Origin of the sequence: Sphaerotilus mobilis (assembly GCF_004216565.1) — a bacterium.
GTDB classification, from domain to species: Bacteria; Pseudomonadota; Gammaproteobacteria; order Burkholderiales; family Burkholderiaceae_C; genus Sphaerotilus; species Sphaerotilus mobilis.
Window position 1 is genome coordinate 389,801 of sequence record NZ_SGWV01000009.1, and the last position, 13,099, is coordinate 402,899.

The 13,099-nt window shown below is 70.3% G+C and carries 17 protein-coding genes; 11 read left to right on the plus strand and 6 right to left on the minus strand.

Translation table 11 applies throughout. The annotated features are described in order from the left end of the window. The first annotated feature begins 34 nt into the window (after nt 1-34). The 3 genes from EV685_RS11005 to EV685_RS11010 all read left to right on the plus strand — a co-directional run bounded on the left by EV685_RS11005 (nt 35) and on the right by EV685_RS11010 (nt 3,306). Nucleotides 35-2,236 carry a malate synthase G gene (locus EV685_RS11005; RefSeq protein WP_130482057.1) on the plus strand — a complete coding sequence of 734 codons (2,202 nt, stop codon included), beginning with the start codon at nt 35-37 and terminating at the stop codon, nt 2,234-2,236. Nucleotides 2,237-2,305: 69 nt separating this feature from the next. Then, nucleotides 2,306-2,728: an AAA family ATPase gene (locus tag EV685_RS20990; RefSeq protein WP_242615536.1), complete on the plus strand. Its 423-nt coding sequence runs from the start codon at nt 2,306-2,308 to the stop codon at nt 2,726-2,728. Next, nucleotides 2,638-3,306 (plus strand): ATP-binding protein, encoded by a 669-nt coding sequence (locus EV685_RS11010; RefSeq protein ID WP_242615537.1) that lies wholly within the window; start codon nt 2,638-2,640, stop codon nt 3,304-3,306. Before EV685_RS20990 ends, EV685_RS11010 begins: the two co-directional genes overlap by 91 nt. Before the next feature lie 3 nt (nt 3,307-3,309). Here the strand turns inward: EV685_RS11010 and EV685_RS11015 are convergent, their stop codons facing one another. After that, complete coding sequence (locus EV685_RS11015) at nt 3,310-3,702, minus strand: hypothetical protein (RefSeq protein ID WP_130482058.1); 393 nt, start codon at nt 3,700-3,702, stop codon at nt 3,310-3,312. A gap of 51 nt (nt 3,703-3,753) precedes the next feature. After that, a complete protein-coding gene (locus EV685_RS11020; protein ID WP_130482059.1) occupies nt 3,754-4,134 on the minus strand; it encodes a hypothetical protein in 381 nt (126 codons plus the stop codon). Between the two features lie 214 nt (nt 4,135-4,348). On the opposite strand from EV685_RS11020, the gene EV685_RS11025 reads away from it, so the two are divergent. The 3 genes from EV685_RS11025 to EV685_RS11035 all read left to right on the plus strand — a co-directional run bounded on the left by EV685_RS11025 (nt 4,349) and on the right by EV685_RS11035 (nt 6,518). Beyond that, a complete protein-coding gene (locus EV685_RS11025; protein ID WP_130482060.1) occupies nt 4,349-5,548 on the plus strand; it encodes a Bcr/CflA family multidrug efflux MFS transporter in 1,200 nt (399 codons plus the stop codon). Continuing rightward, nucleotides 5,545-5,886 carry a hypothetical protein gene (locus EV685_RS11030; protein WP_130482061.1) on the plus strand — a complete coding sequence of 114 codons (342 nt, stop codon included), beginning with the start codon at nt 5,545-5,547 and terminating at the stop codon, nt 5,884-5,886. The genes EV685_RS11025 and EV685_RS11030 overlap by 4 nt, the downstream gene beginning before the upstream one ends. A 62-nt stretch (nt 5,887-5,948) precedes the next feature. Then, complete coding sequence (locus EV685_RS11035; protein WP_130482062.1) at nt 5,949-6,518, plus strand: DUF3455 domain-containing protein; 570 nt, start codon at nt 5,949-5,951, stop codon at nt 6,516-6,518. A gap of 197 nt (nt 6,519-6,715) precedes the next feature. Here the strand turns inward: EV685_RS11035 and EV685_RS11045 are convergent, their stop codons facing one another. Both EV685_RS11045 and EV685_RS11050 read right to left on the minus strand, forming a co-directional pair. Further along, a complete protein-coding gene (locus tag EV685_RS11045; protein WP_130482064.1) occupies nt 6,716-7,396 on the minus strand; it encodes a YiaD family glycine zipper/OmpA-like lipoprotein in 681 nt (226 codons plus the stop codon). Nucleotides 7,397-7,488: 92 nt separating this feature from the next. After that, on the minus strand, nt 7,489-8,463 hold the full coding sequence (locus EV685_RS11050; RefSeq protein WP_130482065.1) for a 2-hydroxyacid dehydrogenase: 975 nt from the start codon (nt 8,461-8,463) through the stop codon (nt 7,489-7,491). A gap of 54 nt (nt 8,464-8,517) precedes the next feature. On the opposite strand from EV685_RS11050, the gene EV685_RS11055 reads away from it, so the two are divergent. From EV685_RS11055 to EV685_RS11080, 5 genes are all read left to right on the plus strand, one after another. Beyond that, the gene (locus tag EV685_RS11055; RefSeq protein ID WP_130482066.1) at nt 8,518-9,861 is read left to right on the plus strand and encodes a THUMP domain-containing class I SAM-dependent RNA methyltransferase; all 1,344 of its coding nucleotides are present in this window, start codon (nt 8,518-8,520) and stop codon (nt 9,859-9,861) included. Between the two features lie 99 nt (nt 9,862-9,960). Further along, complete coding sequence (locus EV685_RS11060) at nt 9,961-10,245, plus strand: type II toxin-antitoxin system HigB family toxin (RefSeq protein ID WP_130482067.1); 285 nt, start codon at nt 9,961-9,963, stop codon at nt 10,243-10,245. After that, entirely contained in the window at nt 10,242-10,652 is a 411-nt protein-coding gene (locus EV685_RS11065) for a helix-turn-helix domain-containing protein (protein WP_130482068.1), read from the plus strand. Before EV685_RS11060 ends, EV685_RS11065 begins: the two co-directional genes overlap by 4 nt. 336 nt (nt 10,653-10,988) lie before the next feature. Next, on the plus strand, nt 10,989-11,267 hold the full coding sequence (locus EV685_RS11075; RefSeq protein ID WP_165396773.1) for a DUF2917 domain-containing protein: 279 nt from the start codon (nt 10,989-10,991) through the stop codon (nt 11,265-11,267). A gap of 65 nt (nt 11,268-11,332) precedes the next feature. After that, nucleotides 11,333-12,061, plus strand: a complete 729-nt coding sequence (locus tag EV685_RS11080; RefSeq protein WP_130482070.1) for a pseudouridine synthase — start codon at nt 11,333-11,335, stop codon at nt 12,059-12,061. 15 nt (nt 12,062-12,076) lie between these two features. Here the strand turns inward: EV685_RS11080 and EV685_RS11085 are convergent, their stop codons facing one another. Together EV685_RS11085 and EV685_RS11090 are read right to left on the minus strand one after the other, a co-directional pair. Next, the gene (locus EV685_RS11085; RefSeq protein WP_130482071.1) at nt 12,077-12,481 is read right to left on the minus strand and encodes a hypothetical protein; all 405 of its coding nucleotides are present in this window, start codon (nt 12,479-12,481) and stop codon (nt 12,077-12,079) included. A 121-nt stretch (nt 12,482-12,602) separates the two neighbouring features. Further along, the gene (locus EV685_RS11090; RefSeq protein WP_130482072.1) at nt 12,603-12,974 is read right to left on the minus strand and encodes a hypothetical protein; all 372 of its coding nucleotides are present in this window, start codon (nt 12,972-12,974) and stop codon (nt 12,603-12,605) included. Between the last annotated feature and the right edge of the window lie 125 nt (nt 12,975-13,099).

The window sequence follows — 13,099 nt, forward strand, 5'->3', positions numbered from 1 at the left end:
ACAAGACCGCCAACCTCCCCCGAAGGACATCCCCATGACCGCACGCACCACCGTCCACGGCCTGAAGGTCGCCACCGAGCTGTTCCGCTTCATCGAAGACGAGGTGCTGCCCGGCACCGGCGTCGCCAGCGCCAGCTTCTGGGCCGGCTTTGACGCCATCGTCCGCGACCTGGCACCGCGCAACGCCGCGCTGCTGGCCGAGCGTGACCGCCTCCAGACGGCGATGGACGGCTGGCACCGCGCCCATCCCGGCCCGATCGCCGACATGGCCGCCTACCGCGCCTTCCTGAGCGAGATCGGCTACCTGGTGCCGGTGCCCGAGACGGTGCAGACCACCACCGCCAACGTCGATGCCGAGCTGGCGACCCAGGCCGGCCCGCAGCTGGTCGTGCCCATCCTGAATGCCCGCTACGCCCTGAACGCGGCCAATGCCCGTTGGGGTTCGCTCTATGACGCGCTCTACGGCACGGACGCCATCCCGGAGAGCGACGGCGCCGAGCGGGCCGGCGGCTACAACCCGGTGCGCGGCGCGAAGGTCATCGCCTACGCCCGCCGGGTGCTGGACCAGGCCGCCCCGCTGGCAACCGGCAGCCACGCGGATGCGACCGGCTACGCGGTGGCCGGCGGCGCGCTGGTGGTGACGCTGCAGGGCGGCGCCACGACCGGCCTGCAGGACGGTGCCGCCTTCGTCGGCTACACCGGCGACGCAGCCGCGCCGCGTTCGGTGCTCATCCGCCACAACGGCCTGCACCTGGACGTGCAGATCGACCGCAGCACGACCATCGGCGCCAGCGACGCCGCTGGCATCAGCGACATCGTCGTCGAGTCGGCGCTGTCGACCATCCTGGACCTGGAAGACTCGGTCGCCGCCGTCGACGCCGAGGACAAGGTGCTGGCCTACCGCAACTGGCTGGGCATCCAGCTGGGCACGCTGACCGAACAGGTCAGCAAGGGCGGCAAGACCTTTGTGCGCCGCCTCAACGCCGACCGCCTCTACACCGCGCCGTCGGGCAGCGGCGAGGTCCGCCTGCACGGCCGCTCGCTCATGTTCGTGCGCAACGTCGGCCACCTGATGACCAACCCGGCGATCCTGTGGGGCGCCGACGATCGGGAGATCCCCGAAGGCATCCTGGACGCCGTCGTCACCACCACCATCGCGCTGCATGACCTGCAGGGCCGTGGCCAGGGCGGCCTGCGCAACTCGCGCACCGGCAGCGTCTACATCGTCAAGCCCAAGATGCACGGCCCGGCCGAAGTGGGCTTTGCCGCCGAGCTGTTCGGCCGCGTCGAGCAGCTGCTCGGCCTGCCCGACAGCACCGTCAAGCTGGGCATCATGGACGAGGAGCGCCGCACCAGCGTCAACCTCAAGGCCTGCATCGCGGCGGCCTCGTCGCGGGTCGCCTTCATCAACACCGGCTTCCTGGACCGCACCGGCGACGAGATGCACACCGCCATGCTGGCCGGCCCGATGCTGCGCAAGGGCGACATCAAGAGCAGCGCCTGGATCGCCGCCTACGAGCGCCGCAACGTGCTGATCGGCCTCGCCTGCGGCCTGCGCGGCCGGGCCCAGATCGGCAAGGGCATGTGGGCCATGCCCGACCTGATGGCCGCCATGCTCGACCAGAAGATCGGCCACCCCAAGGCCGGTGCCAACACCGCCTGGGTCCCGAGCCCGACCGCCGCGACGCTGCACGCCCTGCACTACCACCAGGTCAGCGTGGCGGCCGTCCAGCAGCAGATCGAGGCCAGCGGCGACGCCCGCGACGCGGCCCTGACCGAGAAGCTGCTGACCGACCTGCTGACCATCCCGGTCGTCGCCCAGGCCAACTGGAGCGCCACCGAGCGCCAGCAGGAGATCGACAACAACGTGCAGGGCATCCTCGGCTACGTGGTGCGCTGGGTCGACCAGGGCGTGGGCTGCTCGAAGGTGCCCGACATCAACGACATCGGCCTGATGGAAGACCGCGCCACGCTGCGCATCAGCAGCCAGCACATCTGCAACTGGCTGCACCACGGCGTCGTCACCGAAGCCCAGGTGCGCGAGACCTTCGCCCGCATGGCCGCCAAGGTCGACCAGCAAAACGCCGGCGACCCGTCCTACAAGAGCCTCGTCGCCCACCCGGACGGCGCCGCCTTCCAGGCCGCGCTGGACCTGGTCTTCAAGGGCAAGGAACAGCCCAGCGGCTACACCGAGCCGCTGCTGCACGCGTGGCGGCTGAAGGTCAAGGCGGGCTGAGGCCGCGGAAGGGCCTGAGGTCGCTCTTTATCCTTGCAAATCAGGGGGTCAGACTCCGGAATTGCAAGGATGTTTGATCGAGCCCGGCTCCTCGACCTGCGCGACGAGCTGGCGCACAAGCCGGCCGTGGCGCTGCTCGGGCCGCGTCAGACGGGAAAGACGACGCTGGCCCTTGTCTTGGCCGATGAGCTGGCGCGCGCCCAGCCCGGGCCGTCCAGCCTCTACTTGGACCTCGAATCCGAGCGCGACCGGGCCCGCCTGGGCGAGGCCGAGCTCTCCCTGTCCGGCCACCTGGACAAGCTGGTGATCCTCGACGAGGTGCACCGCGTGCCGGCCTTGTTCCCGCTGCTGCGCGGGCTGATCGGCCAGGCCCTGCCGACGGCCGTCGGCAGGGCCTCTGCTTGCTGCTGGGTTCGGCATCGCTGGACCTGCTGGCCCAGTCCGGCGAGACCCTGGCCGGGCGCATCGCCTACCTGGAACTGGCACCGCTGACCGTGCGCGAGACCGGCTCGGTGCCACCCGACCGGCTCTGGCTGCGCGGCGGGTTTCCCGACAGCCTGGAGGCCGACAGCGACGCGCTGAGCCTGCGCTGGCGGCAGAACTTCATCCGCACCTACCTGGAACGCGACATCCCGCAGTTCGGCCCGCGCATCGCTGCGGCCATGCTTCAGCGCTTCTGGACCATGCTGGCGCACCACCAGGGCGGCTTGCTCAACATGTCGCAGTTCGCCCGCAACCTGGGCGTCGACGTCAAGACGGTGCAGGGCTACATCAACCTGCTGGAAAACCTGCTGCTGCTGCGCCGCCTGCCGCCCTGGCACGCCAACCTGGGCAAGCGCCTGGTCAAGTCGCCCAAGGTCTACGTGCGCGACAGCGGCCTGGTGCATGCGCTGCTGGGCATCGAGGTCAAGCGCAGCCTGAGTCCGAAGGTGAGGCGCGGCTTCCATGCCGCCTGCGACGACCTGCAGCCACAGCGCCGGCTGGTGGTCTACCCCGGCACGGAGCGTTACCCGCTGGCGCGCGGCGTCGAGGTGATCCCGCTGGCGAGCTTGTGCGCCGAGTTGGGCTGAACCTCACCCCTCCCCGCCCCACGAGAAAGCCTCCGCCAGCGCCTGTCCGACCGCCTCGGTCGCGGCGATCGACAGCGTGACGGTGTGGCGCACGGTCTCGCCGCCGTTGACGGCTTCGGCGATCAGGCGGCGGGTGGACGGCTCGTAGCGCAGTCGCTCGCGGGTGCTGCGTTCGGTGCTGGCGCGCAGGTCGGCATCCCAGGACGAGCCTTCGTCGAGCGGGCCGGGGCCGTCGGGGGCATGGCGATGCAGCCAGGCCAGCACCGACACCACCTCGGCATGCAAGGTGGGCAGGTGGTCCGGGCGGACGGAGGCCATGACGTCGAGCGTCAGGTGGCCTTCGCCGTCGTCGCTGGTCTCGAAGTCCAGCAAGGTCAGGGCGATCGGTGCGGTCATCGGCGGGATTCTGTCCCGGCCCGGCCCGCCGGCATCGCCGGGCACAGGCCTTCAGGTCGGGACGGGCGTGCCGGCCATCCGGTCGTGCTTCAGGAAATACTGGCGGGCCAGCGCGACCAGTTGCCGATCGCTCGGATGGTCGACCGCCTCGTAGCCCACCACCTGCGGCGACAGCGCCGGGCGGTGCTTGTCGACGTAGTGGCGGAAGTCCGCCAGCGCGGTGTGCGAGCCCGTCACCAGCACCTCGGCGATGCCGGTCAAGGCGTCGCAGACGACCGCGTAGAACTCATGCTCGGTGCGCACCGCGCTGCCGTGCTGCTTGGTGTGGTGGGTGCGGGCCTTGATCTTCTCGGCCTGCACATGCTCGGCGTCGAACTGCAGCACCTGGGCCTGGTGGTGATCGATCAGAACCACGGCATGGAACATCGTCATCGAAGAATCTCCTGCATCAGCATCGCGTCCGGGGCCGGGTCGGCGGGCTGCCGGTGGTTGGCGTGCCCCGGGCGTCAAGGCCATGTTCTGCCCCGTGCGCCGCGCCGGCCTTGACCGGGCGCAAGCCGCTGGCGCCTGGGCGGAAGGCCGCGCGGGTCGGCGAGGACGCCCGAGCCGATAGCATCCCGCCCTTGCCCGAAAGAAACCGCTGCCGATGAACCGCTCCCTGTTCCACCACGCCCTGATCCTGGGGCTGCTGTCGGCCATCGGCCCCTTCGCGATCGACATGTACCTGCCGGCGCTGCCGGAGATCGGCCGGGCGCTGCAGGCCGAGCCTCATGCGGTGCAGAACAGCCTGACCGTCTTCTTCCTGGCCATGGGCGTGTGCCAGCTGATCTACGGCCCGATGTCGGACCGCTACGGCCGCAAGCCGCCGCTGTACTTCGGCCTGGCGCTGTTCATCATCGGCAGCATCGGCTGCGCGCTGGCCACCGACGTGCAGACGCTGATCGCCTTCCGCTTCCTCGAAGGCCTGGGCGCCTGCGCCGGTGCCGTCGTGCCGCGCGCCATCGTGCGCGACCTGCACACCGGCGTCGAGGCGACCCGGCTGAGCTCGCTGCTGATGCTGGTCTTCAGCGTCTCGCCCATCCTGGCGCCGCTGGCCGGCAGCCTGACGATCGCGGTGGTCGGCTGGCGCGGCATCTTCTGGATCGTCACGCTGTTCGCGCTGGCCGCCATCGTGATGATGGCGATGTGGCTGGAAGAAAGCCGCCCGCCCGCCGCCCGTGTCGGCACCCGCCTGAGCGGCGTCCTGCCGGCCTATCTGATGCTGCTGCGCGACCGCCATTTCCTGGGCCTGACGCTGATCGGCGCCTTTGGCATGTCGGGCTTCTTCGCCTACCTGGGCAGTTCGCCCTATGTGCTGATCGAGCACTACGGCCTGAGCCCGACGCAGTACAGCTTCTGCTTCTCGATCAACGCGGCGGCCTTCATCGGCCTGGCGCAGTTCAACGGTCGACTGGTCGAGCGCCACGGCCTGCCGGCCGTCGTGCGGATCGGCGTGATCGGCTACGCCAGCATGGCGCTGCTGCTGTGGCTGAGCTTCGCGGCCGGCTTTGGCTCGCTGCCGCTGATGCTGGTGCTGGTCTTCCTGAGCCTGGGCTGCCTCGGCCTGGTGGTGCCGACCACGGCGGTGCTGGCGCTGGAAGACCACGGCGCGGTCGCCGGGACCGCATCGGCCCTGCAGGGCACGATCCAGTTCGTGATCGGCGCGGCCGTGATGGGCGCGGTGTCGGTCTTCGTCGACGGCACCGCCTGGCCGATGGTCTGCGGCATTGCCGGCTGCGCGGTCATGGCCGCCCTGCTGACCTGGGGCACGCTGGGACGGCGCGACACGGTGCCTGCCACCTCATGAGCGACGACGACCAGATCGAGATCCCGGCCTCCTTCATCGCCCTGCACGCCGATCCGCGCGGGCGACTGCGCATCTCCCGGCTGGACCTGCGCCAGCGTTACGAGTGGTGCGAGGACATGGCGCAGATGCTGGTCGACCGCGCCCAGCAGGTCCACCACGACCTGGGCGTGGCACAGGACCAGGTGATCGCCCGCATCGGCGCCGGCCTGGCCGATCCGTCCAGCCAGATGGACGCCACCGAAGCCGGCTGGGTGCTGCAGCGCCTGGCGGAGCTGCTGGGCTGGAACTGGAGCGAGGTCGCGCCGATCGCTGCATCCGATCCGCTGCGTCCTGCGTAAAGGGTGAGGTGAGCGGCCGACGTCGGCCGCTCAGCCCTTCAACCTCACCCGGAACGCACACCATGCAACGCACGCTCACCCTGATCGCCGCCACCACCGCCACGCTGCTGCTGGGCGCCTGCGGCTCGATGAAGCCGATGGCCGACAAGATGGCGATGAAGCCCTTCGACCAGGCCGCCCTGCCCGCCGCCGTGCAGGTTCCCGCCGGCCACCAGGTCGTGCTGGAGACGGTCGGCGCTGGCGACATCACCTACGAATGCAAGGCCAAGGCCGACATGAGCGGCCACGAGTGGGTCTTCGTCGGCCCGATGGCCGTGCTCAAGGACCGCAGCGGCAAGGCCATTGGCAGCTACTTCGGCCCGCCCGCCACCTGGAAGGCCAACGACGGCTCGGCCATCACCGGCAAGCAGCTCGCGGTCGCCCCGGCCGGCACCGGCAACATCCCGCTGCAACTGGTCCAGGCCAACCCGGCCATGGGCATGGGCGCGATGCAAGGCATCAGCCACATCCAGCGTGTTGCCACGATGGGCGGCGTCGCCCCGGCGATGGCCTGCGATGCGGGCGCTGTCGGCAAGAAGGAGGTCGTCAAGTACCAGGCGGACTACATCTTCTGGGCAGCCAAGAAGATGTGACATGGCGCCCCTCGGCCAGCGGGTACGCTGGCCGATCCCCCAGGGGGATGCCGGGCCGGCTTGGGGCGGCCCGGCGCTCGGCCCGGCAGGCGCGCCAGGCCAGGTTTCGGGCTGGCGCACCCGGCAACAACCCGTCGGACACGGGTGTCCGACCTACCGGGTTGGTGCGATGGCTCCCGCGTGACCGGGGGCAGAGATCAGCCTTTCTGCGGCTCCCGCAGGTAGATCTCCACCCGCCGATTCATCGCTCGGCCGGCCGGCGTGGTGTTGGTCGCCACCGGCTCACGTTCGCCACGGCCTTCGACCTGGACGCGGCTGGCCGGGACGCCGTGGCGGGACAGGTAGTCGCGCACGGCTTCGGCGCGGTCCAGCGACAAGGGGTTGTTGACCGCCTCGCTGCCGGTGTCGTCGGTGTGGCCGATGACGTGCATCTGCATGTCGGCGTCCAGGCCCTGGGCCAGCTTGTCGAGCACCGGGACCATCACCGGCTTGATCGCGGCGCGGCCGACGTCGAAGCTGAAGTCGGCCGGGATGTTGACCTTGAGCTGGTTGTCGGTCGTGCGGGCAACGTCGATGCCAGTGCCGCGCGTGGCGGCTTCCATGGCCTGGCGCTTGTCTTCCATGCGCTTGGACCACAGGTTGCCGGCCACCGCCCCCACGGCGCCACCGACCACTGCGCCCGTGCCGGCCTTGCCGCCGGTGCCCTTGGCGATCAGCGCGCCGCCGACCGCCCCGATGGCCGCACCAGCGGCCGTGCCCTTCTGGGTTTCGCTCATGTTGGCGCAGGCGCCCAGCAGCAAGGCACAGCCCGTCAAGGCGGCAACGGCGATCGGGCGGAAGTTCGAACGGGGCGTGCGGGTCGTTTGGACGTGGTTCATCGAGAAACTCCTGTAGCAAGCGCCGGGCAGACATCGACCCGGTCGCGCGGCGCGATTCTGTCGCCGCTGCCCGAACGGCCTGTCACAAGCTGTCAATAGCCCCGTCGCCGGTCGACCCGGTGCCGCACCGTGCCGCCGGTCAAGGCCGCACGCACATTGGCCACGGCGACGTCGGCCGCGCTGCGCAGGTCGGTCATCGCGGCGGCGTGCGGCAGCATCGTCACCGCCGGATGCGTCCAGAAGGCATGACCGGCCGGCAGCGGCTCGGTCGTGTAGACGTCCAGCACCGCATGGCCGATCTGGCCGGACGCCAGCGCCGCCAGCAGCTCGGCCTCGACCACATGGGCGCCGCGCGCCAGGTTGACCAGCGCAGCGCCTCGCGGCAAGGCGGCCAGGAAGCGCGCATCGATCAGTCCGCGCGTGGCCGGCGTCAGCGGCAGCAGGTTGACGACGACCTCGCTGCGCGCGAGCAGCGGCCACAAGGCGTCCGGTCCAGTCACCTTGGCAAGCCCGTCCGGATCGACCCCCGACGTGCGCGGCTGGGCGGCCCAGCCGGTCACGTCGTAGCCCTGCGCCTTCAGCCGCAGCGCCGCCGTGCGGCCCATCTGGCCCAGGCCCAGCACGGCCACGCGGACCTCGTCGGCGCGGCGCTGCGGGTGCGGCGCCCAGCGGCCCTCCTGCTGCGCGCGGGCATAGCGGTGGAAGCCGCGATGCAGCATCAGCACGGCCCACAGCGCGGTCTCGGCCATGGCGGCGTTCATGGCCGGGTCGACCATGCGGGCGATCGGCAAGTCCGCCGGCACGCTGTCATCGGCCAAGAGCTTCTCCACCCCCGCCCAGAGCGACTGCACCAGACGCAGCTTCGGGAGGCCGCGCAGCACCGCCGGTGCCGGGTTGGCGACGATGGCAATGTCGATGCGGCCGGCTTCGTCGGGCGTCGCCGGTGCGTCCAGCACCCAGCGCGCCTCGGGCAGACGAGCGGCGAGCGCGCGGTGCCAGTCGTCGCGCTCGTCGCGATCCCAGCGGCCGGTCAGCAGAATGGTCGGTTCGGTGATCGGGGCATCCATCGCGCCAGCATACCGAGCGAGCCTCGCGGCCTGGTTCACGGCGACAATCCGGCGGTGAATCCGACACCCCTCTTCCTGCCTTGCGCCAATGGCGTCGAGGCCCTCCTGGCCGACGAAGTTCGCGCCATCCTGGCCCCCGTCGCGCCGCGTGCGCTCGAGACGATCAACGCCGGACGCGGCGGCGTCGGCCTGCTGGGCAGCTCCGCGACCGCCATGCGGCTGCACCTGCACAGCCGGCTGGCCCAGCGCGTCTTGTGGCAGATCGCCGCCGGCCCCTACCGCGACGAGCAGGACCTCTACGCGCTAGCCATGGGCGTGCGCTGGGGCGACTGGATCACGCCGAAGAACTCGATCCGGGTCGACACCACGGCGATCCGCTCGCCGCTGCAGAGCCTGCACTTCGCCTCGCTGCGCATCAAGGACGCCGTCTGCGACGCGCTGCGCGCCAGCCACGGCGCGCGTCCGGACGTCGACCCGCGCCACCCCGATCTCAGCCTGGTCCTGCACCTGCACGAAGACCACGCCGCGCTCAGCATCGACCTGAGCGGCGAGGCCCTGTTCAAGCGCGGCTGGCGCGAGGCCAAGGGCGAGGCCCCGCTGAAGGAAACCCTCGCCGCGGCGATGCTGGCCGCCGCCGGCTGGCATGGCCGCGAGGAAGACGGCGACCTGCTCGACCCCTGCTGCGGCGCCGGCACCATCGCCATCGAGGCCGCCCAGATCGCCTGCGGCATCGCGCCCGGCCTGCAACGCAGCTTCGCCTTCGAGAAGCTGGCCCCCTTCCGCGCCGAGGCCGTCGCCTGGCAGCAGATGAAGACCGAAGCCCGCGAAGCCCGCCACGCGCCCGCCGTGGCGATCCATGCCGGCGACGTCTCCTTTCGCATGACCGACTTCGCGACCCGCAATGCCGAACGCGCCGGGGTCATGTCCGCCATCCAGTTCAAGACCGCCGACGCCCTGCAACGCCCCGCCCCGGGCCCGCGCGGCGTGCTGATCATGAACCCGCCCTATGGCGAGCGGATCGAGGCCAAGGGCAGCGGCTCGGGCGGCCGCCCGTCGCGCGAGAACGACCGCTGGCAGTCGGCCGAAGCCTGGGAACGCCCCGGCCAGCGCGACGACGCCGGTGCCCGCGAAGGCTTCGAAGGCGCCACCAACGCCGCCACCTTCTTCTCCTCCCTGGCGGCGCACTGGAAGCGCCAATACGGCGGCTGGACCGCCTGGGTCCTCAGCCCCGACGCCAAGCTCCCCAGCGCCATGCGCCTGAAGGAAAGCCGCCGCATCCCGATGTGGAACGGCCCGATCGAATGCCGGCTGTTCCGCTTCGACCTGGTGGCCGGGTCGATGCGGGAGAGCAAGCCGGCGTCGGGCTTGGGGCAAGTTGAGGTCGATGCGCAGGATTGAACCGCCACGCTCGATGGCCGACCGGCGACGCCGGATCCATTGCCGGCCGCGAGGTCAACAGCCGTCCAATCTCATATTGAGATAAGCTTCAGGGGGCTGATGAAACTCATCTCGAACAAGACGCTGCGCGAGTTCGCGGCCCGGCATCCAGACGCCGACGGCCCCCTGCAGGCATGGCGTCGACTGATCGAGCGGGGTGAGTTCGGCAGCTTTGCCCAATTGCGCGCCACGTTTGCGACCGTCGACAAGGTCGGGGAGCGCCACGTGTTCAATATCGGCGGCAACAAGTACCGACTGGTAGCCACCATCGCGTACGCCCCGCAACTCCTGTGGATCAAGGCTGTCATGACCCACGCTGAGTACGACCAAGGAGCCTGGAAATGAACGTGCAGGACATCTCGTCGCACTGGGTTGCGCTGCATGAGGCGCTGGGCGTCGGCGCGCCGCTGGTGGACGAAGCCGCCTACCTCGCCCTGCTCGCCCAGGTGGATGCGATGGTTGACGCCACCGGCGGCAACGATGCGCACCCGCTCTGGGGACTGATAGGCGTGGCGGGCGACCGCATCCGCGAGTTCGAGGCGCGTCATCATCCGTGGCCTGACACCAGCACACCCGCCCAGGTCCTGGCCAGCTTGATGCAGGACCACGGCCTGACCCAGGGCCAGTTGCCCGAAGTCGGCTCCCAGGGCGTGGTCAGCGAGGTGCTGGCCGGCAAGCGCAGCCTGAATCTCCGGCAGATCAAGGCGCTGGCGGCAAGGTTCAGTGTGCCGATGGACGTGTTCGTGGGGTGAACCTTCGCGCGGCGGAGGACGGCCTTGTCGCCATCGCTGCGCCGCGTCCCGTCGGCCGCCGACGCCCAGTCGGATGCAGTGGCGGAAGCGGTCGGTGGCGCTGAACATCGTGCCCGGGGCGATGCAGATGCGGCGTGCCAGGCAGGCCTGGGTCAGCGCCATCGCATCCAAGCCTCCCGGCAACTCGACCCACAGGATGAAGCCACCGGCCGGGTCGGTGACGCGGGTGCCCTTGGGGAAGCCGACACAGCCGCGCCACCCGGTCCCGGTATGCCGGTGCGGTCCAGCCGTTCCTGTGGCTGGTGGGGTGCACAGAGGGCTCACACGATGTGGCCCATGGATACCACCACCGCCCTCGTCGCCCTGCCGGCATCGACCCCGGCCACCGCCTGCCCTGCGCTGTCGCTGGCGCACGCGGCCCTTCATCGCCGCGAGGTCGCCGTCGGCGCGTCGCTGACGGTGCTGGCCGGGCGCCTGTGGATCACGCTGCACGGCGATCCGGATGACCACTTCGTCGCCGCCGGACAAGGCTGGACGGCCACGCGCGCCGGGCGCTGCGTCATCCAGGGTGACGCGGACGGTGCGGCCGCCAGCCTCTGGCGCTGGACGGCCTAGCGGTGCTGGCCGGGCGGCGCGGAGACAATCGCGCCTTTCCCCAACCGCCCATCCGCCCCGCCGCCGTGAAGCTCTCCCAACTGCTGTTCTCCCAAGGCTTCGGCCCGCGCCGCACCTGTGAAGGCCTGATCTGTTCGGGCGAGGTGCGCATCGGGGATGTCGTCGTCGACGACCCCTTCCACGAGGTCGATCCGGTCGGCCTGCGCTTTGTCGTCGAAGGCCAGGCCTGGACCTACCAGGAGAAGGCGCTGCTGGTGATGAACAAGCCCGCCGGCTACGAGTGTTCGCAGAAGCCCAAGCACCACCCGAGCATCTACAGCCTGCTGCCGGCGCCGCTGCGCCGTCGGGACGTGCAGACCATCGGCCGGCTGGACGAGGACACCACCGGCCTGCTGCTGTTCACCGACGACGGCAACCTGATCCACCGCTGGACCTCGCCCAAGCATGTGCTGGCCAAGGTCTACGAGGCCGGCTGCAAACATCCGGTGGACGAGCGCGCGATCCGCGATCTGCTGCACGGCGTCGTGCTGCACGACGATCCGCTGCCGGTGAAGGCGGCCGCCGCCGAGGCGACCGGGCCGTTCGAACATCCGCAGCACGGCACCTTGCACGGGCTGCGGCTGACGCTGACCGAAGGCAAGTACCACCAAGTCAAGCGCATGGTGGCCGCTGTCAGCAACCGGGTCGAGACCCTGCACCGCAGCACCTTCGGCGCCTACACCCTGCCGGCCGACCTGGCGCCGGGCCGCTGGCGCTGGATCACCAGCCCGACCGAGGTCCAGCCGGCGGCCTGAGCGCCGCTCAGGTGTTCATTCCGTCACGATTGCTTGCGTGGCTTGCAGCTTGCGGGCGTCCGCCAACTGGGTCGACGCCGCATCCAAACCGCTGAAGGCGGCCAGTTCGGCCTGCCGGCCGCGGCTGCGGACCAGCTCCAGCACCATCTCCCGGACGTCGGGCGACAGGTCCGGCCAGAGCGCCCGGGCATCGGCCACGAACTGGTCGAGCCGGGCGTCGGAAGCCGGCGCGGCAACAGGCGCTGCGACCGGCGTGACCACCGGGGCAGGCACGCTGCCCGGGCGACTGACCCGTTCGACACGGGGCGCTGAGCCGACACGCGCGGCTGGACTCGCCAGCACGGCGCTGGCCGCCAACATGCTCAGGGTGCCCATGACACCCCAGGCCATCGTCAACTTGTGGATCCGCTTGCTGCTCATCACCTTCACTCCATCCCGCATGACTGCCGGTTCGGAATGAAGTCTGCGCAAGCCGCCGCGCCAGCGGGTTGCAGGACGTGTCAGGCGTGACAGCCGCAGCCGCCATGCCCGCCGTCCCGGGTCACAGCTTCTTGATCGACTGGTCGAGCTTCTTCATCTCCATGCGCGACAGCGCCAGGTTGCCGTGGCGGCGGTCGATGGACAGGTAGAGGAAGACCTCGCGGTTGATGCCCAGCGGGCGGATCAGGTGGTACTGCTCGGTCAGGCTGATGAGGATGTCCTCGATCGACTGGTCGCCGAGGCCGACCGCCTTCATCGCCTTGAGCTTGGCCTGCACGACCTGCGTGTTGGCGGCCGAGGCGGCCTCGATGTCGAAGCTGCCGTTGCTGGTGGACTCGATCATCATGCCGCTGGTCGAGTCGACCAGGGCGGCGGCGATGAAGCCTTCCAGGTCGCGCAGCGGCTGGATGGTGCGGGAGTTCGTGTTGGCCATGTGGTTTCTGCCTGAATAGGGAGGGTGGGTCGGAGCCCCGACCGAGGCCGGCATCTCGTCGGGTTGCACCCATCGTAGGCAGCAAACGATTTCGGATCTTGACAATTGTCTGGTTTGAGACCGCC